We start from the raw sequence: 22,727 nt of genomic DNA on the forward strand, positions 1-22,727 counted from the left end.
TGCATTTCTGGTATGCTCAGATTGATAGTCCGAGAAGCACTTCCAACAGTTCGATCAAAAGTACAAAGTCATGAGTTACAACGATCAGGATTTATTCCTTCAGGAAATGGAGGGAGTGGCTCCACTGAAAAGCCGCCCCAAAGCAGATCTCAAGAAGAATCAGGCCGAGACCCCTGGCCAGGCTCTGAGACGAAAAGCAGCTCAGGCTGAACTGAATGATCCCAACTTTTTATCTCTGGACAACCCAAAACGAGTTCAACCTTACGATCATCTGGAGTACAAGCGCTCTGGCGTTCAAGAGGGGGTTTTCAAGAAAATGCGGTTGGGAAAATACGATATTGAAGCCAGGCTGGATCTTCACAACCACACCGCAGCTGAAGCCCGGCAAGCCGTTTTCGACTTCATTAACGACTGCAAGAAGCACGAACTTCGCTCACTTATCATCAATCATGGTCGGGGCTTAAACAGCAACCCGCCCGCCATCATCAAGAGCTACGTCAATACCTGGCTCCGGGAAATGGATCAGGTTCTCTGCTTTCATACCGCACTGAAGTTTCATGGCGGCTCCGCTGCCCTTTATGTGGTTCTGAGAAAGAGTGAGAGAGAAAAGCTGGAAAACCGAGAGCGCCACGCCAAACGTACTGCCTGATTCCAGCGAGCCAATGAGCTGTCGATAATCCTTGGGAACCTGACCCAGAATAGTCAGGCTCCTTGAGTTACTTCAAAGGATGATAGGTCATGATACCCAATGATTTCCTGATTGCCTGGCTACTGACACTGGCCCTCGAAATGCCTGTCATCTACCTGCTTTTACACAAATCTGCACCACGACATAAAGTCATCTTTGCCGGCCTCATAGCCTCTACACTCACACTGCCCTGGCTCTGGTTTGTTCTGAGTCACTGGATGGATTACAACCAGCTGCTGTTGATTGGCGAGAGCCTAGTTGTCGTCGTTGAGGCAGCCCTTCTGGCCAGCTGGCTACAAACCCGATTCAGGCTGGCCCTGCCTACAGCCATTCTGGCTAACCTGACCTCACTGCTGATTGGCACCTGGATTCTGAGTGCCTGAAACTCAGAAAAAGGCAGTATCCGTCGATAGGGATTGAATAGAACTCATTCGATTCCTCAGGCACAGCCATGCTTTCAAAGCCACACGTCTGCCAGAAGCTGGGGTTGAAACACGCCCTTTCAGATGCCAGCGCAGGCTATATAGCAGGCTGCTGGTTTCTCTCCCTGCCTATAGAAACCCTGATCCCCCTGCTAATCGCATATAACCTGGTTGCTTTTGGCTGCCAGCCACTGTTCAGCCTTTTGCCCGAAAAGTTCGAGAACAAGGCCATCTCAATAGCTCTTTTACTGGCTGTCGCGGCTCTTTTGCTTGCGCCTGAGCGCTATTGGATGTGCTTGATATGCATCGCTACGGGCAGCGCTCTCTTTCACGTTAACGCAGGCTCCATCGGCCTGAAATCATCCGATAACGACTCTTTTCAACTCAGCTGGTTTATTGCCCCAGGCGTTTTAGGGCTTTTAACGGGAATGGCCGCAGGCATCAATGAACTTTCAATTGTTTCGTGGGGGCTCATTGCAGGCCTGTCTTGCAGTATGTTTATCAATACTTCAACGGTAAAGCCTGCGAAAACAAATCCAACCACAGAACCATTCAGTATCAGCTTCGCCCTTATAGCTATTTTCCTCCTTCTGATTTCAATGCGCTCTCTGGTTTGGAGCTTTTACCAGGGCAATCTGACGCTTTCCGCCTCTCTGCTGCTGATCATGGCCACAGCTGCATTTTTCGGGAAGTTGGCAGAAGCCAATGCTCATCACAGCGTCCTGTATTCTGCTGTTCACAGAAACCACTGGCTCAATACCAGCTCTGGTTACAGGTCTTGCATGCCCCCAATCCGCCACCCCAGTCATGCTGAAAATGCTCAATCAGCACCTTCAGAAACCTGCTCTGAGTGCAGCCCTTGGTTTGGGTCTGGCTATAGCGCTGGGTGGAGGCACTCTTTCCGTGTTAATGAATTTCAACCCACTTCCCCCTTAAATGGATCTGGCTGATGCCTGCTTTGCTGTCGTTGGTATGCCTGATGATTTTCCACTACTTAAAACTTCAGAGAAGATGACATGAATAATCCACTGAAACTGTTTACCGCCAGTTTGATCCTGCTCTTCTCAGGAGAAATGCTTGCTGATCTCATCACCAACAACCCAAACCCCAGAAAAAGAGATATCAGAAAGTCATCGGTTAAACAGCTCGACCTCTATATCTACATTGCCGAAACTTCCTTGTCTCCACCTTCAGCCAAGGATTTTTCGCTGGAACTGAACTGCTTTCATGCCCCTCTTTGGGATCTGTTCGGATGGTTGAGCAAACCGGTTTATTCAACCGTCTTCGAATGCCCGACAGAAGGTGATAGCGCTTCCAACATCTGCTACAAGATCGTCAAACTCTCAGAGTTACCCGATGAACTGGCCAGCAATGTCAGTTGCTCAGCCCAGGTAACCATGGAGGATGTCGTATACGAATACTCCACCCAAGATTATGGTAGCGACTATCGCCGTTGGAACTTCCCCCTTGAATACCCTTACATCGGTCTGCTGGATGCCATTTTCCTTCCCCTGAATGAAGCAACAGCAAGCTATAGCCGTCAGCCTGTGGAAGAGAGTTTAAACAATACGGACAATAACGGACGATAATCATGAAAATTAGCTTATCTCAGTTCACGCAGTCTCTGTTTAAAATGTCCTTTTTCAAACTGGCCATGAATGCCTGGAAGCACTGGAATGTCAGAAAAGATGAGTCTGGTATCGAAACACTTGGCAAAATGTTTCGTAGAAGCAGCAGCCAGGAAAGTACACCACCATCCACCCCTATTCACGACCATAAAGTAGACCCCTGGTCTGCCATGCCACCCAAACCAGAGGTTCAAGTAGGCGTGACATACGCCCAGCGTAGTTTTGACATGGAATGCGCTCTGGAGTTTTTCCCTGTTCCCCATGGGGCAGAAACCTCTTCTCTAATTGGTGAAATTCGTCAGATTTGCGGACAAGGCACAACGCTGGAAATACTCTTCAGCAAACTCAATGAACTCAAAGACACCGCAGAAAAATTTCAAATAGAAGTAGAGAAGAACACTCAAAATGAAGCTTTCCTAGTGGTCCCTTATTACGGTGCACACAAAGTCGTCAAGGATACCCCCCGTAATCGGAGTTACTATCGATTAAGTGATAAAGCAGCGGAAAAGCAGAAAGTTATCCTGAAATCGGATCGTTTGTTAGCCTGCAGCAAAATAGAAACAATGATCGAGCATCTGAAGCATGAGCTGGGACCGGGAAAACTGGAAGAAAAACTGAAAAAGCTGGAAACAAAATCCAGGAAAAATGAAAGTTACCGCAGCCAGGATTTTAGAAAAGATTTAGGAAAGCTGAGCGGTCGGGCCCTGGAACTTAAGGCCAAATGTGCAGAAATGGTCACCAGTGAAGACCCCAGACTATCCAGTCTTGGCAATCAATGGATGAAAGATCTGACTCAAATAGTTGCACAAGCTCGCACTTTGATGGAGAGAGAATTACCCGGTGGCTAAAACAAAACGGGGCTATGGCAAAGCCATAACCCCGTTAAACACTGATATGAATCAGACTTAAGCCAGAGAAGCTTTAGCCTTTTCAACCAGCTGACCGAAAACGGCCTTGTCGTGCACAGCCAGATCAGCCAGAACCTTACGGTCGATTTCGATCGCAGCCTTCTTCAGACCAGCGATGAAACGGCTGTAGGACAGTCCGTTCATACGCGCACCGGCGTTAATACGGGCAATCCACAGAGCGCGGAACTGACGCTTACGCTGACGACGGTCACGGTAAGCATACTGACCTGCTTTGGTTACAGCCTGCTTGGCTACACGGAAGATACGCGAACGCGCTCCGTAGTAACCTTTAGCTGCTTTCAAAACTTTCTTGTGACGCTTACGCGCGACTACACCACGTTTTACACGTGCCATGAGCTATATCTCCGAAAAAATGATCTAAAAAGCGATTAGTCGCGCAGCATACGCTTAACGAGACCCTGGTCGGCAGGTGTTACCATGGAGGTACCACGCAGCTGACGCTTACGCTTGGTGGTCATCTTGGTCAGGATGTGACTCTTGAAGGCACCCTTACGCTTGTAACCGCTAGCCGTTTTCTTGAAACGCTTGGCGGCACCACTGTTGGTTTTCATTTTTGGCATGAAAAAGCACTCCGCATTCGCGACTACCTACCCCTTCTCCTTGGAGAGAGCGGCGCCCGTTTCAGGGCCTGGAGGTGTCGGGATATTAAAAATAAAAGCAATCGTTATTCAGTCCAGAGTTCTATTTTCCATACAGAAAATATTCACTCAGAACATAAAAAACCGGTCACTTACTCAGCGACCGGTTTTTTTACAAACAAATCACTTCTTCTTTTTCGGGGCAATAACCATGATCAATTGACGGCCTTCCATCTTTGGATGCTGTTCAACGGTTCCGATTTCTTCCAGGTCTTTTTCAACCCTTCTCATCAGTTCCATGCCCAGCTGCTGGTGAGCCATCTCACGACCACGAAAACGAAGAGAAACCTTCGCCTTGTTGCCCTCAGTCAGGAAACGTATCAGGTTGCGCAGTTTTACCTGATAATCCCCATCCTCTGTGCCCGGGCGAAACTTAACTTCTTTCACCTGGGTCTGAACCTGCTTCTTCTTCGCAGCGGCCTTCTGCTTCTTTGTCTCGTACTGATGCTTGCCGTAGTCAAGGATCTTACAGACAGGCGGTTCGCTGGTAGCGTTGATCTCAACCAGATCCAGCCCTGCTTCCTGGGCCATGGTCAAAGCGTCACGGGTATCGACCACCCCTACCTGGGAGCCATCGGCCCCAATCAGTCGGACTTCTTTGGCACGGATATTCTCATTGATCGGCGCTTTCTGCGGACGACGATCACGGAAGCTGTTACGTCTGATAGGTGTATCTCCTGTAAAGGCAGCCTGTACAAACAAGCTTGTCAGGAAAGGTTAAAACACTACCTGACAAACCATAGGACAATAAATTACGCAGTACGGCCACGCTTGCTGATATCCGCTGCTAAATGCTCTACGAATGCCTCTACTGGCATGGTACCCAAGTCTTCACCTTTACGGGTACGAACAGCAACGGTTCTGTTTTCCATTTCCTTATCGCCAATAACCAGCAGATAAGGCACCTTATTCAAGGTGTGCTCGCGGATTTTAAAGCCGATCTTCTCGTTTCTCAAGTCCGCTTTTACCCTAACGCCCTTTTCCATCAACATTTTTTCCAATTCGGCCGCATAATCAGCCTGTCTGTCAGTGATGTTGAGGATGGCAACCTGCTTGGGTGCAAGCCATGGAGGCATAGCTCCTTCATAGTGCTCAATAAGTATACCAATGAAACGCTCAAACGACCCAAGAATCGCTCTGTGCAACATAACGGGGGTTTTACGCTCACCGCTTTCATCGACATATTCAGCACCCAGGCGTCCTGGCATCGAGAAATCGACCTGAATAGTACCACACTGCCACACCCGGCCAATGCAGTCTTTCAGGGAAAATTCGATTTTAGGGCCGTAGAAAGCACCTTCACCCGGTAGTTCTTCCCATGGCAGCTCCTGTGCATCCAGGGCTTCTGCCAGAGCTTTTTCGGCTTTATCCCAGATTTCGTCGGAACCTACGCGTTTTTCAGGGCGGGTAGACAGTTTGTAAAGCATGTTGTCACGACTGAAGCCAAAGTCTTCATACACTTCATGGAGGAAGTCGATGAAAGAAGCCACTTCAGACTGAATCTGATCTTCTGTCGCGAAAATATGGGCGTCGTCCTGAACAAAGCCTCGAACACGCATGATTCCGTGTAATGCACCGGATGGTTCATTACGGTGACAGGAACCAAACTCTGCCAGTCGCAGAGGCAGATCACGGTAACTTTTAAGCCCCTGATTGAACACCTGAACGTGGCATGGGCAGTTCATGGGCTTAACAGCAATATCACGCTCTTCTGAATTAGTCGTGAACATGTCGTCTTTGAACTTGTCCCAGTGACCCGATTTCTCCCAAAGAGAACGATCCACCAGCTGAGGTGTCTTGATCTCTTTATAGCCATGCATAATCTGCTTAGTACGCATGTACTGCTCGAGCTCCTGATAGATAGCCCAACCATTAGGATGCCAGAAGACCATACCCGGCGCTTCTTCCTGCATATGAAACAGGTCAAGCCTCTTACCCAGTTTACGGTGGTCACGCTTTTCAGCTTCTTCCAGACGCTGTAAATAGGCTTTCAGGGCTTTTTTATCTTCCCAGGCAGTACCATAGATACGGGTCAGCATTTCGTTGCTGGAATCACCACGCCAGTAAGCACCGGCCACACGCATCAGTTTGAAAGCTTTAAGCTTGCCTGTTGAAGGGACGTGTGGTCCACGACACAGGTCCATCCACTCACCCTGGCGGTAGACAGAAATCGCTTCGCTTGCAGGCAGATCATTTATGATCTCAACCTTGTACTCTTCACCCATGGCCTGGAAAGCACTGATGGCTTCTTCACGAGTCATAACTACTCGCTCAATACCCAGATCCTGCTTGGCCAGCTCAGTCATGCGCTTTTCGATCTTCTCAAGATCTTCCAGGTTGAATGCCCGCTCATAAGAGAAGTCGTAATAAAAGCCATTATCAATAACAGGACCGATGGTGACCTGTGCGCCCGGGTAAAGATCCTGAGTAGCCATCGCCAGCAGGTGAGCCGTTGAGTGACGAATCACATCGACCCCTTCTTCATCACGGGAAGTGATAATGGACAATTCAGAGTCTTCCGTGATTTTGGCACTGGCATCCACCAGCTCACCATTGATACGACCCGCCAGAGTCGCTTTGGCCAGGCCCGGACCAATATCCTGGGCCACTTCCATTACGGAAACTGCGTCAGCAAACTCGCGCTTGCTGCCGTCGGGAAGCGTAATTACAGGCATGAGGAGAAATTCCTTAATTTTTGCTGCCAGGGGCTCTTTTACCGCTTTAGGCATCTAAGCCGCTATAGGCATCTAAGCCGCTATAGGCATAGTGTTCATCTTCAGTGGCAACCTATACCGGAGGCTGCTTGCTCATCGTTCTTACCAGCCCATACCAAGGACTGAGAACCTTTGTACCAGTGGCAACCCATACCAGGGGTTGCTTGGATTTTCTCGCTGATTGAAAGGAGAAAATCTGGGACAGTATTTCTGGTCTGCCAAGAATAGGCATCCATAAGTTCATTGTGAGTTTTTCACAGCCCGTGTCAAGTCAGGAAAGCAGGATATTCGCCTATGAATACTCTGACTTCTCACTCATCAGAGGCTCAATTGTGCATCCATCCACCCCCTCAAATGATCAGAACTGATCAATCATGTCGGTGATAATGTTATCTACACCCATGTTAAAGAAATACTCGGCTTTCTCAGGCTCATTTAATGTCCAGATAGCCAGAACAACACCTGTGCCTTTAATATCTCTGGCAATTTCAGGAGTCAGTATTCTATGATCAAGATGGATGCTATAGGGCTCGATCTCATTCAACGTTTGATTCAGACTAAAGTCCGTTCTATCTGATATAAAACCACGACGTACGTCAGGCATCAGTTCACGACAACGGATTAATGCATCTCCGGAAAAACTGGACAACAACAGTTTATCCAAGGGAAACTCTGTCTCCTGAATCAACTCAATCACCCGCTCGGCCAATGCTTCAGGATCACTGCCAGGGTAAAGCTTCAATTCTAGATTAAGCGTCAAATTCAGTCTTTTACACTCTTCCAGTGCTTCTTCCAGAATGGGGAACAACTCACCGGAGTAGTCTGCCTTGTACCACTCCCCGGTATCCAGCATTCTCAGTTGATCCAGAGTCTTTTCCCTGAGTAACCCCGTACCGTTGGTGGTTCTATCCAGGCTTTCATCGTGCATGATCACTGGAATTCGGTCTTTGCTCAGCTGCGTGTCCAACTCAACCCAGCGTGCACCCAACTGTGCTGCCAATCGTATGCCGGACAGGGTGTTTTCAGGCGCTTTGGAAGGAATACCACGGTGAGCCGTCAACAACTTCTGACTCTCTGTGTTTACTGAAATATCCATGACTTCTGGACTCTGTAAAGAGGGATTTGGCCTTGCCTTAATGAAGAAATCCAATGGCTGCACCGGGCAACTATTAGGTTTCATTCACAATACCAGCCAATTATTTCACACTTATGACAAACCAGCCATCAATCAACAGAATTCGAACATAAATGAAAACCCCCCCATAACATGAACATTTTAGATTACTGTTCCCCTTCCAGTCTTGCCTGATCCAATTCTTGCTGAAGACGCTGCAAGTACTGTGAATCAGGAGGCTCGAGAAAACCAAGAATTGTAGTCAGGAAACTGATGGCGGCAGAAGTGCAAGGCGGTTGACAGAGCAACAAATCCACAGACAAGGACAAAATTAAGAAATATGACCGATAGCTGCTGCTCGTTTATGAAATATTCGGGCTAGCTGATTGTTAAGACAACTATCAGATTGAGAGACCACCCCCCTTCGGCGCGCCGCTTAACCAGACGTTATGTGTTCAATAAAGTTCACCATTACTGCAATTATAACGCAATACCGGTACGCATATATTAAGCCTATCCGATATAATTGATTTGAAATTCTTACTATCAGACAATATTTCCTTATTTGAGATTCCATTATCATGTAGGGTGTTATTAAGAGTAGCCATAACTCCGATAATAGAATCTTTGTCGTAACCAACAACTACTTCATTATACTCCACGGGTTTCTTACCCCGCACTAAACTGACTTCTTGAGTGAGTTTTTTTAATTGTTTAGGGCCATCTAGTTTATATTGCCATAAGTGTGCTTTATGCTTTATATCAGATCTATCAACAGCAACACTTGGATCTTCATGCAGTACATATGTTTTTAATGGATTAGACCAAAAGATTTTTCGGCCAGCCATATCTACCCTCGAAACAAATGCATCATGCATATAAACTCCTTCTAAATTGCACTTTTCTAAATCCAAAAGAATACCTAAATACCCAACAGGCAAAACAGGGACTTTATAAGGAATATAGGTTGTTGAACTTGATTTTCGCTCCGTATTATGTACGACTTCATCTAACTCCCACTGAAGTGCTCTAAAATCTGATTTTACAGGAACATCTTCTATCCGCATAGGGTAGAGTGCCCTTACTAATAATCGATCGGTTTTATAACATCTAAGGACTTTTTTTTCAGAAGCTGTATAACAATTAGATAGAGAGCACCCAGAAGTCCTGAGTAGCTTTCTTATACCATCGCTTATACAACTGACATTCCTTGTATTTACACAACCTCTCAAGTGGTTATAGTTCTCCCTTGAAGGTTGAGTTATACACCTTAAACCAAAGTTTATCATTTTAGTTCCAATCATTTTTTACTTACTTCCTTTAAATCATGATTATTCTATTTAAATACTGTGGACAGTTTTCTGAGGACTAAGTTCCACCTAACAGTTGAATTTATATGAACCATTTATAACATTCATATTACTTCCATCTGCTATGTCCCAGTAAGAAAGATTGAAGCTTATGAGCCAGCATTTATTGAACGAGTAAGAAGGAGACGGAATATTAGAGGGGCTTTTACAGGTTGGCTGATCAAAAGTGAGGAGTTGTAACAGAAATAACCTTCAGAAGACGATTAATTTATATGCCTGAATTCCAGTTTGCGTTTCCAGGGCTCAATATCGCCGATATTAATGGCTACCCACTTCTCGTCGTAACAGGTATCCAGATAGCGCTCCCCTCTATCACAAAGAAGGGTTTAATGGAAACTTTTTCTTACGCTGAAGCAGGGGGCGGTTCTTGGACAGCAATTCCCGCTTAATTGATTCCGATCAATAGTACCAAGGGATTAAGGCTGACTCGACAATCAGGAAATTGTAAACTTTCAACAAGATTATTCCAGATTTTATGTGTGTTGTTATTTTACTATGCCGCCATCCAATCGAAAGACTGTTGCTGAAAAACTGATCACCATTGTCTCTAAAGAAGCTTCGAAAATTCCTGATTTTCGCAAAAGAATCAATGAGGATTCAATTCCACTTCATGACGCCATCATGAGCGGTCTTGCCGTCATGCACTTGAAGTATCCGTCACTGCTTCAGTTTGACCGTGATTGTGTAAAAAAACCGGATAAGTTACGTAACCTGAAATCGTTATACAGAGTTGGACAAGTCCCTTGTGACACCTACCTTCGGGAGATGCTTGACCCCATTGAAACTCGCTATTTCCGCAAGTTCTTTACCCGGCTGTTTGCTTTTGTTCAACGCTCCGGGCGCCTCAGGCAGTTCGAATATTTTGACGAAGGCTATCTCGCGCCAATTGATGGAACTGGACATTTCAGCTCAGGTAAAATTGACTGCCCGGAATGCTGCGTAAAAAAGCCAGGTAGCAAGAATCCTCAGTACTATCACCAGCTATTAGCTTGCTGTCTGGTAAAGCCGGGCAAAAAGGAAGTACTCCCTTTAATGCCGGAACCCATTATTCAGCAGGTGGATGCCTCAAAGAATGACTGTGAAAAAACGGCGTTGAAACGACTTCTGTCAAACATATCCAGAGAGCACCCACACCTTAAGCTGGTTCTGAACTTCGACGATCTTTACTCCGACGGCCCGACCATCAAGCTGGTGAAATCCCACGGATACAGCTTCATCATGGTGGCAAAGGACACTTCGCATACGTCGCTTTATGAATCGGTTGACGAACTGGATAAGGCTGACAAAGTGAAACGCTATCAGTTTACCGATGAAAAGGGTCATAAGCATTGGTTCCGGTTCGTGAACAACGTCTCCATCAATAAGTCTCATAAAAAGACACTGGTCAACTACCTCGAATACGTCGAAACTGATCCGAAAGGCAAAAAATACGTCAACACATGGATAACCGATATTCAACTCACTCAGGAGAATGTGGCGAAAGTCATGCGAGGAGGCCGCGCTAAGTGGAAAATTGAGAACGAAACCTTTAACACGCTAAAAACACAGGGCTACCACCTCGAACACAATTACGGGCACGGAAAGCAACATCTGGCGACCAATCTGGCCTGCCTGACGTTCAGCGCCTTCCTCATCGACCAGATAGAGCAGCTGGCTTGCAAGTTCTTCCAGCAGGCTCTTGAAGCAAAGAAGTCCAAAAAAGCGCTATGGCATGCGATCAGGGGATTATTTGACTGGTTCACCATCGAAAACTGGGAAGACGTGTTTGCAGCGATTACTGAAGGCAGGAGTGCCAGCTTAAAGCACCTAGTAGTTGATACCACGTAGCAAAGATACTGGTGGCCCTGATTTCCTGTGTTTAGAACTTGCTGACAGATTGACTGATTAAGCAGTCGGGTGTTGTTCGGCCCGAATAAATGGCATCAAAATAATCTATTGGATCGAACATTTATTAATGGTCAGCGGGAATTGCTGGTTCTTGGACTCTGTTAATCCTCAAGCAGAAGGTATCCTGAACAATCTGCCAATTATGATTTGCTCTTCGTAGCTGAAAATCGTATTTAATATGAACGGTGGCTAAAATTTGCGCTGCCTTCATTCAATTGAACATTAAATAACCTTGGTCCATCATCCGTTTCAACCTCAACCCTTATATCTATTTTTGGATCATCCTTTGTCGTTCGTGCTTTTTCCAATTCCGACTCAGTCCATTCAGAACCGGCCTCACCCTTTTTGAACGCAGATCTCACAGGATCAGAAACGGGAAGAACCTCAACTGCAGCATTAACCAAGGGTGAACTAACAACAAATAGCGTTGAGCAGGACAATGGAAATAACCAGGGCCTTTTCATACGAGCCACCTCGGGCAAGGGAGGACTAGCCAAGTATTGTAGAAGTCACTGGCATTGCAATCTTTTAACAGAAATGAAATAGAGGTTTTCAACTATGAACCATTACTACAACCGTATAGACAGGAGTGTCATAAAACTGAAATATTCACTCTATATTCTCCCGGCTGAAATTTGTTAGCTCAACTCACATTAAAAAAATATTTTTTCGGAATGAAGTCATGAAAAAATTTATTGGAGCTATTGTCGCCATCAGCATCCTACTGACCGGCTGCAACAAGGAGAGTGCTTCTACTGAAAGCACTGCCCAAAAACCCATCGACATCAACATGAGTTTGGTTTTCAGCCCTAACGAGCTGCTGACCAAAGAGTTGGTAAAAGCGACTGATAACATTCGTGAGCGCAGTGGAGGCAGCGTAAACATCACGGTCTTCCCTGGCGGTCAGCTGCCGGTCTACAAAGATAACCTCGAACAGGTAGTGAATGGCGCCAACTGGATTGCCGTAGAAGACCTGACTTACCTGGGTGACTATGTACCTGATTTTTCTGCCCTGGCCGGCCCCATGCTGTACAACACCTATGACGAATACGTGGCCATGATGCAGACCGACCTGGTGAAAGGTCTGAAACAACAGGCTGAAGAAAAAGGTATCAAAGTTCTGAACCTGGATTACATGTTTGGCTTCCGCCACATGATTACCAACAAAGAAATCAAGAACTCTGACGATATCAAAGGTATGCGTATCCGCGTCCCTCAAAGCCAGTTGTTTATAAGCACACTGAAAGCGATGGGTGCTGCCCCGGCGTCTCTCGCCTTCCCTGAAACGTATGCGGGTGTTCAACAGGGTATCGTAGATGGTCTGGAAGGTTCAGTGTTGACCATGTACTCCACAAAAATCTATGAAGTGGCCAAGAATATGTCCATGACCAAACACTTCCTGGGCTCTGTGGGTATCTACATTTCTCCCAAACTGTGGGACAAGCTGACACCTGAACAGCAGGCCATTGTGAATGAAGAGCTCTCTGCCGGTGCTCTGTCCAACAACAATGAGCTGGTTCGTCTGGAAGCAGAATACACCGACAAGTTGAAAGAAGAAGGTGTCACCTTCAACGAAGTCGATACCACCGAGTTCAATACATTGACCTCCAAAGTTTATGACGAGTTCCCGGGCTGGAGTGAAGGTATTCACGACACCATCATGAAAGAACTCACCAAAATCCGTGAGTCCAACGCCCACTAAGGCCCAAAGAACACAAGCGAAGGAATGCTGTTTTCTGACTGAAAGCAGCATTTTTTCGTTTTAGTCATTAGCAAACCTGTGAGAGCCCATGCAAATACCCTTTATCGGCACATGGCTGTTTAAGAACCTTGAAGAGATTCTGGCTTCGGCCGCCATCTCGGTCACCGTTCTGGTCGTTATTATCAACGTTATTCTGCGATACGGCTTTGGTTTTGTAGTGCCCTGGAGTGAAGAGTTATCCGTCATCTGCTTTGTTTGGGCGGTCTATCTCGGTATCAGCTCCTGCTACAAGCACAAGCTCCACATGGGTGTTGATGTTATTGTGGCCATGCTCCCGGAGAAAGTGAAACCTGCTTTTCGCTTGTGTGTCCTGACCCTGTTACTGGGTCTTAATGCCATCATGACCTGGTTGAGCTTTGACTACCTGATGATTTCGACCAAGTCGACTCCGGTTATGGGTCTGTCCTATTTCTACATCAACAGTGTGCTGCTGTTGTGCTTTGGCATGATGTTTTTGCACACCGTTCGCTTTATTGCCCGGGAAGTTATGGAGATGCGCGCTATTCGCAATGCAAAAGCCTGAATCCAACCCTCAATCTTGATCGTTGAAGTACTGAAGTCCGTTTGGCGTAAAAAAATTTCGCTCATGGCTGTTCAGGCAACGAATTTTGCACACTTTTACTGGAATAAAGTGGTCTGATGGAAAGCTATATCCCGATATTTATACTGTTTGTTCTGTTTCTTCTGAACATTCCCATTGCCTTCTCGCTGATTGCAGCGGCAATGTCCTATTTCCTGTTTTTGAACAACACCATCCCGGTGACTCTGGTGATGCAAAAGTTCACATCTTCTGTGGAATCGTTTCCACTGCTGGCCATCCCATTCTTTATCATGGTGGGATCTGTCATGAACTACTCGGGCATCAGTAGAAGCCTACTGTCGTTTGCTGACTCCATTGTTGGTCACAAAACCGGTGGCTTAGCCCAAGTGAACGTAGCCCTGAGTACTTTTATGGGCGGAATTTCCGGCTCTGCCAATGCTGATGCTGCCATGCAATCCAAGATACTGGTGCCAGAAATGACCCAGAGAGGATATGGCAAGGCATTTTCTGCAGCAGTGACTGCAGCCTCCTCCATTATTAGTCCGGTGATACCACCGGGCATTAACCTGATTATTTTCTCACTGCTGGCCGGTGTATCCGTACACAAGATGTTCATTGCCGGTTACGTGCCTGCTCTGATGATGGCAGTGTCACTGATAATCGTTATTGCGATTATATCCAAACGTCGTGGTTATAAGCCTTCCCGTGAAAAGCCAGCCTCTGCCGGTGAACGCTTTCAGCACTTTCTGAAAGCAACCCCTGCTCTTCTGATTCCTTTTGGCATTATCCTGGGTATGCGATTTGGCCTGTTTACGCCTACCGAAGCCGGTGCCATTGCTGTTCTTCTGTGTGCCGTTGTAGGACTGTTTATCTACAAAGAGCTGAAAATCACCCACTTCCCGGCGATTCTGAAAGAAACCATTCAGGGAACCGGCAGTGTCATTTTCATCATTATTGGCGCCATGGTGTTTGGCTATTACATGACCCTGGAGCAAATTCCCCAGAACATCGCTTCAGCATTGATCGAGCTGACAGACAACAAACTGCTCCTGCTGTTACTTATCAATGTCCTGCTGTTGGTGGTCGGCATGTTCATCGAAGGCGGAGCCGCCATGATCATTCTGACACCATTGCTGCTACCTGCAGTACTGAATGCAGGCATTGATCCGGTTCACTTCGGTATTGTAGTGATTGTGAATATCATGATCGGTGGCGTAACCCCACCTTTTGGTTCCATGATGTTTACTGTCTGCTCCATTCTGAAAGTGCGGCTCACCGATTTTATGAAGGAAGTGTATCCTCTGCTGCTCGCTTTGCTGGCTGTTCTGATGATCCTGACCTTTTTTGAAGATGTAGCCCTGTTTCTGCCTAATCTGTTGACCTGATTTTTCCGGCATGAGTGGGGCGCTGTGCTCCACTCATGGTAAGAATGAATTATTATTGCAAGAAGCTACCTAACAGCGATGACAAAACTGAACCAAGACTGGAAAAATGTTGAGTGGGTACTGACAGACGTAGACGACACCCTGACCTGTGACGGGCATCTGCCACCCGAAACCCTGATCGCTTTGAAAAAGCTGCAAGATGCTGACATCAAGGTAATTGCCGTGACCGGAGCATGTGCCGGATGGTGTGACCACATTGCCCAGTTGTGGCCTGTGGATGCGGTTCTGGGTGAGAATGGCGCCTTTATTCTTGAAAAGAAAGAGGGCTTTCTGACGATTCAGGCCGATCGCAATCTGGAAGAAATACGACAAAAGCAGAATGAGCTGAAGGCAGAGGTTCTGGAAATTCTCAAAGACTACCCAGAGCTGAACCTGACTCTCGATCAATCCTACCGACTCTGCGAAGTGGCTATTGATATTGGCCAGAACCGTCCAAAAGTCGATCACGGGATTATTGAAGAGATTGTGGCACGCATTCATAAACTGGGTGCCCATGCCACAGCCAGCTCCATCCACATTAATGCCTGGTACGGCGAACACTCCAAGCGAGTGACTTCTCTGGGTTTTCTGGAAGCCAAGGGTCTGAGTCAAAATGATATTCTGACCAAAACCTGCTACGCCGGTGACTCAATGAATGATCAACAAATGTTTGAACACCTGCCTTTATCCGTGGGTGTTGCCAACATTAAAAAGTACTGGGACAAGTTGTCTCATAAACCTTCTGTGGTCATGAGTAAGCCCGGTGGCTATGGGTTTGCGGAATTCACGGAAGCTCTGCTGGCTTTGAAGGCTTGAAGGCCAGCGTTATGGCCAATGTATATTCCGTTCATCCTGAAGCTTGTCGAAGGATATGGACAAGGCACTTCGACAGGCTCAGTGCGAACGGTATCGGCTTGAAGGCTATTAAGGAATAGTCCTGAAATAACTTCCTTATTCAAATCTGCTCAAAATCCGTTCAGTCTGAAGCTTTGTCGAAGCCCAATGTCATAACCCTTCGACAAGCTCAGGGCTAACGAAGTTGGAAGCAAACAGGGAAGTTATTTCGAGACAATTCCTAAAGCGTTAAAACTCCAGCGGCCAATGCTCTGTACTTTAACCGATCACGATCATTTTTATCGGCACTGATAAGATTTTGAGCCGCTCGTTTCATAACGCGAAGCAGCTGAGTTGCAACGAAGTCCTGATCGGACCCCTTGAAACTTCGGTACAGTTGCATCAGGGTGACGAGATCGTACTCCACTTCACCACTGATCGCTTTATTACTTTTATCAAGTAAATTAACTTCCCGAACTTTGATCAGCTCCACCGCTTTGAGGGCTACCTGACCCAAACCAGCTTTCTCGACAAAACTGTCTACCATCGCCTTGGTCGCTGAGGGCAGAGAGTCAAAAAACTCCAGCTTTTCTTCAGGTGTTAACAGATTACGTACAAAAAGGGCTTTTCCGATACTGTCCGGTGAGCAGGCTAATACAAAGGCAAGAGCTGGGAAAAAAGCTTTCTTGTCATGACTGGGCATATCCGGTTTCAAAGTCTTAAGAATATAATCCAGCTGTTTTTGCACTGGCAGCAAACCCTGAGTTTGCTGAAGCAGAGTCGAATGCAATGCAGGGTCAAAGCCACATTCCAACTCCAGCAATTCGTCTGCAGTGACCACACCTCGCTCAATAAGCAGCATCATGCTCTCTTCTGAGAGTTTTGCTCCTTCTGGAACAAGCCATTCACAAGCCCATTTCGGTAACTTCTCGAGAATTGTGTGTTTAGCTTCCGGTTGCAGTTGCACATGACCGAATACTGCAGGCCCCACCGAGTCAGGGTACAGTTCAATCAGTTCAGTCAAAGTCTTCTGGCCCTGCTTTATAAGCTCACTGCTCTTGCTATTGGACATGACAGTGATCATAAAACGGGCTGCAAGAACCGGTTGCCTTCTGCTTCTCAATGTTCTGTATACGTCTTCAGCCAGCTTACCGCTGTATTGACAGGCAAAATCTGGCAGTTTCTGAATTTCTGTAAGAGATCCGTGCTTCACGAGGAATTTGAGGCGTCCAGGAGATAACCCGGGAGCCAGTTTCAGATACTTACCCAGTTTGGCAAGAAAACGATCCGCCGACGCCAGTCGTTCCTCCGGAATCAAACTGAATAGATACTCTGCCTGTTCAAGCGTCACATCCTGAGCCATATCGTCGAGATAAAAGCTGTAGAGCATAGTCTCAAGTATTCTGCTTTTACTCTCTGTCGAAGCATTTTCCGGATACAGCAGTCGAACAACCTGCAACCCCTCTTCCTCATTCATTGGAATATGAGGAAGTAATGCTGCACAGGCTTTTTCCTGATCGTCAAAATCGGGAAAACGCGCGCCTTGAATGTTTCTCAGTTCCAACAACAGATTAAAGACGGTATCAGAACCTTCCTGTAAAGGTTTCTTGCCCAAAACCAGTCTGCCGAGTTCTTCAGTCAGCTCATCTTCTCGTGACAGTGTCTTCGGCTCTGCCACTGAAGCAGAACCAGACTCTACGGCATCAGAGAATACAGACGTTGTAGAGCTAGGCTCTGGTGACTCATACACCCCCTTCCAGCGGTTTATTCCACTTTCCAGACGTGCAATAACTGTTTCGAGCTCAGAACTTGGGACGGATGAGCTTTCAACATGAGCTTTAATTGCGCTGATAATGATCTGGAGCTCTTTCACTCCCAAGCTGAAGACCAGTTCATCCACCCGCTCTGGAGTCAAACCATCCACCTTTTGTGCCAGTAAATCGACAGGATGAGCTTCCTGGCAGATACCAGAGGGTAAATATTCATGCTCAGTCATCCAGACAAGACGGAAGGCAGGAACCGGAGACGGAGAGTTCAAGGCTTCTCTCATCTTCTCCAGCCCTTTCTCTTCATCTGCATCACAGCCGACCCCCTGATACAGGGCCGCTCCCAGATAAAAATCCCTTTCAGGAGAATGCACCAGTGAAGGTGCTGCCAGATGTCGATAGCAGACAGTAGCTGTGGCGGCATTGGTATAATCGCAAATAGACTCTGAACATAACCAGTCAAACAAACGACACTGAGCGCCCAGATCAGAACGTCCCCCTTCTCGGGCAATGATCATAGGTATTTCGGCGACAACCGGCTTAAACCCATGGCGCCATTCCAACATGGATTTCTCATAAGACGGAGCCTTATAAGCGGCTTTGATACTTTGATAACAGTCGTAGGCCTTATCAGGTTGCCCAAACTTCAGATAAGTTTTTCCCAGAGCCGTTAATACTGCTCGGTCAGCTTGGAACTGTAATTCACTGATTGTTTTTTCAGAGGGTAATTCATCAGGGGTTGCAGCCAGAATGATTCGGCTTACCTGATAAGGCAGAGTTTTCTTCTTCAGACAGTCTAAAATGTCTTTCCTATGCTCAAAACCGATGATACCAAAAGCCTCAGCCGCCAGAATGAGATTAGCCTTTACACCCTCGCTGACTTTTTTATCTCTCAGGTAAGTCTGTATAACGGGTACACAATCCTGTTCACAAAAATATGCCTGCAAGAGATGAGTAAAGGGTGCTTCATCATCGGCTTCCACAATAGGAATGCGAGTCACTTCATCCAGACTTTTAGGATCTCTTGATAAACGACTTTTGACACCCTCAACAAAACTCACAGAGGACACGGGAATGACAGACATCATTTTGGTCAGATAGCCTACCTGAAAAACAGCGCATTCATGGTTCATTTTCAATGCTTTGAAGAATTCTGCATCAAAACCATGTTTAACCTTGGTCAGATTTTCTGCAATCAGTTCAGGGGATCTAACTACCGCTGCCGTTAGCTTTTCCTGCAGCTTAACTTTTTTATCCAATGCCTCCGTGGCGGGCACTCTATCGGACAGGTAAACAGCTTCTGCCTTTAAGAGTCGGGCATTCAGTTCACCCAGTACATAATCGAGACCTGCTTTTTCAGCGTTCAAATAACCCTGAAGTTGCATGGCGAGAAATAGAGCTTTTCTCGGATTCTCCTTCTTTAAAGCAGAAAGAAGTGAAGCAGATCTCAGGATTAAAGCCTGAGGTTCGGGTTCATCATAAGCGGCTTCAAGTGCCTTTTCCAGCGCCTGGCAGCCTTGTTTCACATCTTTCCAGGGTGCCAGAGCTTCTAACTGCTCATTGGTGCTGCAAAGCGCAGTGTATTTTAAAGGGAGCATACAGTGATACAAGGGTGACAATGCAGTCAGCTTCTCACTGCAAGTACCAAAATCAGAATCAGATAACCATTTCCCCGATGACTCATCTTCACCTTCAGTAAAGTGATTCAAAACACTTTCAGCATACTCAGTGGCCCTTGCCATCCCTCTTTCCAGATTTTTAATTTCCTGCTCCACCTGAAGTTGCAGGCTTTCAAACTCAACGGGCTCAATCAGAGCACAATTATTCGCTAAAAAGTCAGTCGCCTTTTCAATCCAGACTCTTTTGGCCTGAAGATTCAAGTCGTCCTTAAGAGCTTCTTTCAGCCGGCTCAGCTGCGAGCACTTGGCTTTTACATCAAAAGGATGATAAGAAACCGGATTGAACCGGTTCAATTCAAGATAAACAGCAGGTAACTGTCTAAAGTTGATTTCTGTCCCTAACACCACTACATCAGGATCAGGCATTCCGTACTTGCCTTTTGATTTAACTCGGTAAAGCCTGTACTGCTCATTGGCTTCCGCTGTACGCTTCTGCTTTTCAAGCATCCAGGCCAACTTCAGATGCAGCTCAATATTCTCCGGATCATCCTGATCACCCAGAGCTATGGCTAACTTCAGAGCCGCCTCAGGATCCTCCATAAACTCGTGATTAGATCTGAGCATGGGCACCAGCTGACTGAACTCAGGATCCTCATGCCAGGCTTCGAGTAACTCGACGTTACCTCCCACACAGTGAACCAATTGGGATAGAACCTGCTCAAGCGTCATCTTGCTGGAGGCGTGCCATAACACACTCATCCGGTAGAGCGCAGCCACAGGGTTTAAAGCAATAGCATCAACCACCAGATGATCGTCGGCTGTGCCGGTTTTCAGCATCTGGGCGTAGTGTCGGAGAATCAACATTTCAGGATTAAGACTGAAAGGAGCCGCTTCAACAGCACGATAGAAGGCATCAAGACGCTCACATTTTTCCAGAGCACCTGAGTGAGCCGGTAACTGCCGCAAATTATTGTTGTAATATTTTAATATATCCATACAGTTGGTCGGTCCCGCCTGGGCCAAGCAATGCGTATTGGATATTTTGAGGAGTTCTATAGCCTTAAGTATCTGTTGCTTCTCCGAATATGAAACTAATTCGAACGGTTCGGACAATGCCCCCCCCATCTCTTCCATATACTCCGTATACCCCATATAACAACTGTATCCGGCATAGGCCAGATCCGGGGTATAGTGCAAATAGGGAGCTTCTATATCAGTGAAGAACTTCAAACACTCTGAATAGTTCGATGTGGCTCTATATTCTCTGGCCACTAAAACGGTTGCTGCAGCAAATCCATTCTTTTGAAGAAGTTTTAATTTTCTAAGGCCTTCTCTTCTATCTCTGGTTTTCAGTATCAGGACCGCTTCCCAATAGCTGCTGAATGTCGCATGATATTTTTTCTCTTCAGCAGTCTGCAGTTTCTTTTGCCACCTGGAAGACTTGCTACTCAGCTCAGTCACTTTAGCGGGATCAATTGGGCCGAAAGCAGCTTCAACATAGAGCCATGGAGCCAGACGAATCAGCTTCACGTCACGACTGCTCGTAAGAGTTTTTTCAAGCTGTGTACGTGCAGCAAGCAAGTCCACGCCTTTTTCACTGCGTACCAGCCTGACCAGTTCAAGAATCACCTTGTCTCTATCATCTACAGGTTTGAGCAGATGTTCGTCTTTATGAAGAGATAACTGCTTGATTATTCGCAGAGCCTCGCAGTCCATAAACGGCGAAGTAGCGGGCGTTTCCGAAAACAGTACCTCCCTGACCAGTTTCTGTTTGGCTACTACCGAGCCATGGTCGGCTGCATTCCGATAACAATACAGTTCCTTATTCTTGGATGCCTGAATCCAATCACTGCCTGTTGCAGCAGCCTTTGCGGTAGCCAGGTACCATTCAATACGTTCTTCCCTGTTTTTGTCAGACAGGACCCCCTCAAGCTTTACAATGTCCAAACTCCCATTCAGTAAACAAATCAGATACATGGATTCAAGATACTGTATGAGTGCGCTGTTTTCCGGTGTTTCCTTTCTGGCTTTTTCCAGCATTTCCTCGCTAGTCTTCAATCCTTCTGCGTATTTCTTACTCTTAACTTGAACCGTCAATATGACCAGTTCTCTCCTTAAGCCTTCGGAATTAACAGACACCATTTTCGGAAATGCCGATAGCAGAACTTCTAGCCTGAGAGATAATCCCTTCTTGATTGAAGGCTCTTCTGCAACAACCACCTCTACCTTTCTTTTAACAGAATCAAAGGCTTCAGAATCAGAGGCTTCAGAATCAGAAGAATCAGGCAAAAGCGGATCGACCTGAACAACAGACACAGGCTGTTCTTCCTGATGATCAAGAGACGTTACGGGGGATGTGGGGGTTACAGGGCGATCGCCAGTTCCTTCAAGCACTCTAAACTCCTTTCTAGTAGAGATGGGGTCAATGCAATTAAGACTGGCATTCTGGTTATAAGTTCCTGATAGCTCTCATTCCGTCAAGATCAGGCACCTGAATCATTCACCCAGATATAACGTAGGGATATGGGTTTCAACCACTTCTCCCTTATATTCCTCAATCCTGTAGGCTGCCGCACCGGCTTTGGAAGACACCACATGATAAAGTTCGCCGTCTACATAGTGCAGTGCAACACTGTCATCAGCAGCGACTCCCGGTGAAATCAGGCCTTCACTCACAAGTCTGTGATAGATTGGCTTTCTTTCAGCCTCACCATCGTAGTGAGGGCAGTTACTGCCCGACAAAAATCCAAGGCACGAATAAGGAGCAAGGGCCTGCCCGAAAGAATCGGTCACACCCTCTTCAAACCAGCAGATAGAGCCTGCACTGATACCACAGAGCACAACCCCGCTCTCCAGGGCTTTTTTCAAGATCCTGTCAACACCATGAACCGCCCAGATAGCCAGCATATTGGCTGTATTACCACCACCGACATAAATAATGTCTTGAGACAGCAGAAAAGCTTCAAGATCTCGTTTGTCTCTGCGAAAGAGCTCAAGATGAGTAGGTTGACAGTTTGTTTGGGTAAATCTGCGATAAAAACGGGTAATGTATTCCTCGCTGTCGCCAGAAGCGGTGGCCAGAAAGCAAATACGGGGATTGCCGCCTGCACTGCTGAGAATATAATCATCAAGAAACGGTGAGGCCTCCATGGAAAAACCCCCTCCTCCCATGGCTATGATTTGCTGCTTGAGCATTTTTATATCCTCATCCTGATGAGCAGGCCACTAATAATAAAATTTGCTTCCATATTAACTACCCTCAAGTGACCCCGACTTCTTAATAAAAATCATTGTGCTTTATATAAAAACTGCGCCACTTTTCCATGAGATTCATTCGACTTTGCTCCATCTTATCAATGATATCTTCGACACATTTGTTACCTCTACTGAC

19 protein-coding genes are annotated in these 22,727 nt (G+C 46.5%); 10 read left to right on the forward strand and 9 right to left on the reverse strand.

Translation table 11 applies throughout. The annotated features are described in order from the left end of the window. Nucleotides 1-70: 70 nt before the first annotated feature. The 5 genes from smrA to GZ78_RS14485 all read left to right on the forward strand — a co-directional run bounded on the left by smrA (nt 71) and on the right by GZ78_RS14485 (nt 3,586). Nucleotides 71-649: a DNA endonuclease SmrA gene (smrA, locus tag GZ78_RS14465; protein WP_034837384.1), complete on the forward strand. Its 579-nt coding sequence runs from the start codon at nt 71-73 to the stop codon at nt 647-649. A gap of 89 nt (nt 650-738) precedes the next feature. Then, the gene (locus GZ78_RS14470) at nt 739-1,071 is read left to right on the forward strand and encodes a hypothetical protein (protein WP_034837388.1); all 333 of its coding nucleotides are present in this window, start codon (nt 739-741) and stop codon (nt 1,069-1,071) included. A gap of 68 nt (nt 1,072-1,139) precedes the next feature. Next, the gene (locus GZ78_RS14475; protein WP_034837391.1) at nt 1,140-2,060 is read left to right on the forward strand and encodes a hypothetical protein; all 921 of its coding nucleotides are present in this window, start codon (nt 1,140-1,142) and stop codon (nt 2,058-2,060) included. Nucleotides 2,061-2,126: 66 nt separating this feature from the next. Next, nucleotides 2,127-2,699, forward strand: a complete 573-nt coding sequence (locus GZ78_RS14480; RefSeq protein WP_034837394.1) for a hypothetical protein — start codon at nt 2,127-2,129, stop codon at nt 2,697-2,699. 2 nt (nt 2,700-2,701) lie between these two features. Further along, nucleotides 2,702-3,586: a hypothetical protein gene (locus GZ78_RS14485; RefSeq protein ID WP_034837397.1), complete on the forward strand. Its 885-nt coding sequence runs from the start codon at nt 2,702-2,704 to the stop codon at nt 3,584-3,586. Nucleotides 3,587-3,643: 57 nt separating this feature from the next. Here the strand turns inward: GZ78_RS14485 and rplT are convergent, their stop codons facing one another. The 6 genes from rplT to GZ78_RS14515 all read right to left on the reverse strand — a co-directional run bounded on the left by rplT (nt 3,644) and on the right by GZ78_RS14515 (nt 9,200). After that, entirely contained in the window at nt 3,644-4,000 is a 357-nt protein-coding gene (gene rplT, locus GZ78_RS14490; RefSeq protein WP_034837400.1) for a 50S ribosomal protein L20, read from the reverse strand. Between the two features lie 35 nt (nt 4,001-4,035). Further along, nucleotides 4,036-4,227: a 50S ribosomal protein L35 gene (rpmI, locus tag GZ78_RS14495; RefSeq protein WP_034837404.1), complete on the reverse strand. Its 192-nt coding sequence runs from the start codon at nt 4,225-4,227 to the stop codon at nt 4,036-4,038. 201 nt (nt 4,228-4,428) lie between these two features. Then, on the reverse strand, nt 4,429-5,007 hold the full coding sequence (infC, locus tag GZ78_RS14500) for a translation initiation factor IF-3 (protein WP_456236230.1): 579 nt from the start codon (nt 5,005-5,007) through the stop codon (nt 4,429-4,431). A gap of 50 nt (nt 5,008-5,057) precedes the next feature. Then, entirely contained in the window at nt 5,058-6,980 is a 1,923-nt protein-coding gene (gene thrS / locus GZ78_RS14505) for a threonine--tRNA ligase (protein WP_034838335.1), read from the reverse strand. Nucleotides 6,981-7,377: 397 nt separating this feature from the next. Further along, entirely contained in the window at nt 7,378-8,199 is an 822-nt protein-coding gene (locus tag GZ78_RS14510; protein WP_201772718.1) for a glycerophosphodiester phosphodiesterase family protein, read from the reverse strand. A gap of 389 nt (nt 8,200-8,588) precedes the next feature. Continuing rightward, nucleotides 8,589-9,200 (reverse strand): hypothetical protein, encoded by a 612-nt coding sequence (locus tag GZ78_RS14515; RefSeq protein WP_034837407.1) that lies wholly within the window; start codon nt 9,198-9,200, stop codon nt 8,589-8,591. A gap of 798 nt (nt 9,201-9,998) precedes the next feature. On the opposite strand from GZ78_RS14515, the gene GZ78_RS14520 reads away from it, so the two are divergent. Continuing rightward, nucleotides 9,999-11,330: a transposase gene (locus GZ78_RS14520; protein WP_051785757.1), complete on the forward strand. Its 1,332-nt coding sequence runs from the start codon at nt 9,999-10,001 to the stop codon at nt 11,328-11,330. Nucleotides 11,331-11,563: 233 nt separating this feature from the next. Here the strand turns inward: GZ78_RS14520 and GZ78_RS14525 are convergent, their stop codons facing one another. After that, nucleotides 11,564-11,854, reverse strand: coding sequence for a hypothetical protein (locus GZ78_RS14525; RefSeq protein ID WP_152558741.1), 291 nt, complete (start codon nt 11,852-11,854; stop codon nt 11,564-11,566). 218 nt (nt 11,855-12,072) lie between these two features. On the opposite strand from GZ78_RS14525, the gene GZ78_RS14530 reads away from it, so the two are divergent. The 4 genes from GZ78_RS14530 to GZ78_RS14545 all read left to right on the forward strand — a co-directional run bounded on the left by GZ78_RS14530 (nt 12,073) and on the right by GZ78_RS14545 (nt 15,933). After that, the gene (locus GZ78_RS14530) at nt 12,073-13,092 is read left to right on the forward strand and encodes a C4-dicarboxylate TRAP transporter substrate-binding protein (RefSeq protein WP_034837413.1); all 1,020 of its coding nucleotides are present in this window, start codon (nt 12,073-12,075) and stop codon (nt 13,090-13,092) included. Nucleotides 13,093-13,180: 88 nt separating this feature from the next. Beyond that, nucleotides 13,181-13,675: a TRAP transporter small permease gene (locus tag GZ78_RS14535; protein WP_034837415.1), complete on the forward strand. Its 495-nt coding sequence runs from the start codon at nt 13,181-13,183 to the stop codon at nt 13,673-13,675. A 116-nt stretch (nt 13,676-13,791) separates the two neighbouring features. After that, a complete protein-coding gene (locus GZ78_RS14540) occupies nt 13,792-15,078 on the forward strand; it encodes a TRAP transporter large permease (RefSeq protein ID WP_034837417.1) in 1,287 nt (428 codons plus the stop codon). 78 nt (nt 15,079-15,156) lie between these two features. Further along, nucleotides 15,157-15,933 (forward strand): HAD-IIB family hydrolase, encoded by a 777-nt coding sequence (locus GZ78_RS14545; RefSeq protein WP_034837422.1) that lies wholly within the window; start codon nt 15,157-15,159, stop codon nt 15,931-15,933. Between the two features lie 259 nt (nt 15,934-16,192). Here the strand turns inward: GZ78_RS14545 and GZ78_RS14550 are convergent, their stop codons facing one another. Continuing rightward, nucleotides 16,193-21,730 (reverse strand): tetratricopeptide repeat protein, encoded by a 5,538-nt coding sequence (locus GZ78_RS14550; protein ID WP_034837425.1) that lies wholly within the window; start codon nt 21,728-21,730, stop codon nt 16,193-16,195. Between the two features lie 102 nt (nt 21,731-21,832). After that, on the reverse strand, nt 21,833-22,531 hold the full coding sequence (locus tag GZ78_RS14555; protein WP_034837428.1) for a Type 1 glutamine amidotransferase-like domain-containing protein: 699 nt from the start codon (nt 22,529-22,531) through the stop codon (nt 21,833-21,835). Between the last annotated feature and the right edge of the window lie 196 nt (nt 22,532-22,727).

This window comes from Endozoicomonas numazuensis (assembly GCF_000722635.1).
GTDB lineage: Bacteria > Pseudomonadota > Gammaproteobacteria > Pseudomonadales > Endozoicomonadaceae > Endozoicomonas_A > Endozoicomonas_A numazuensis.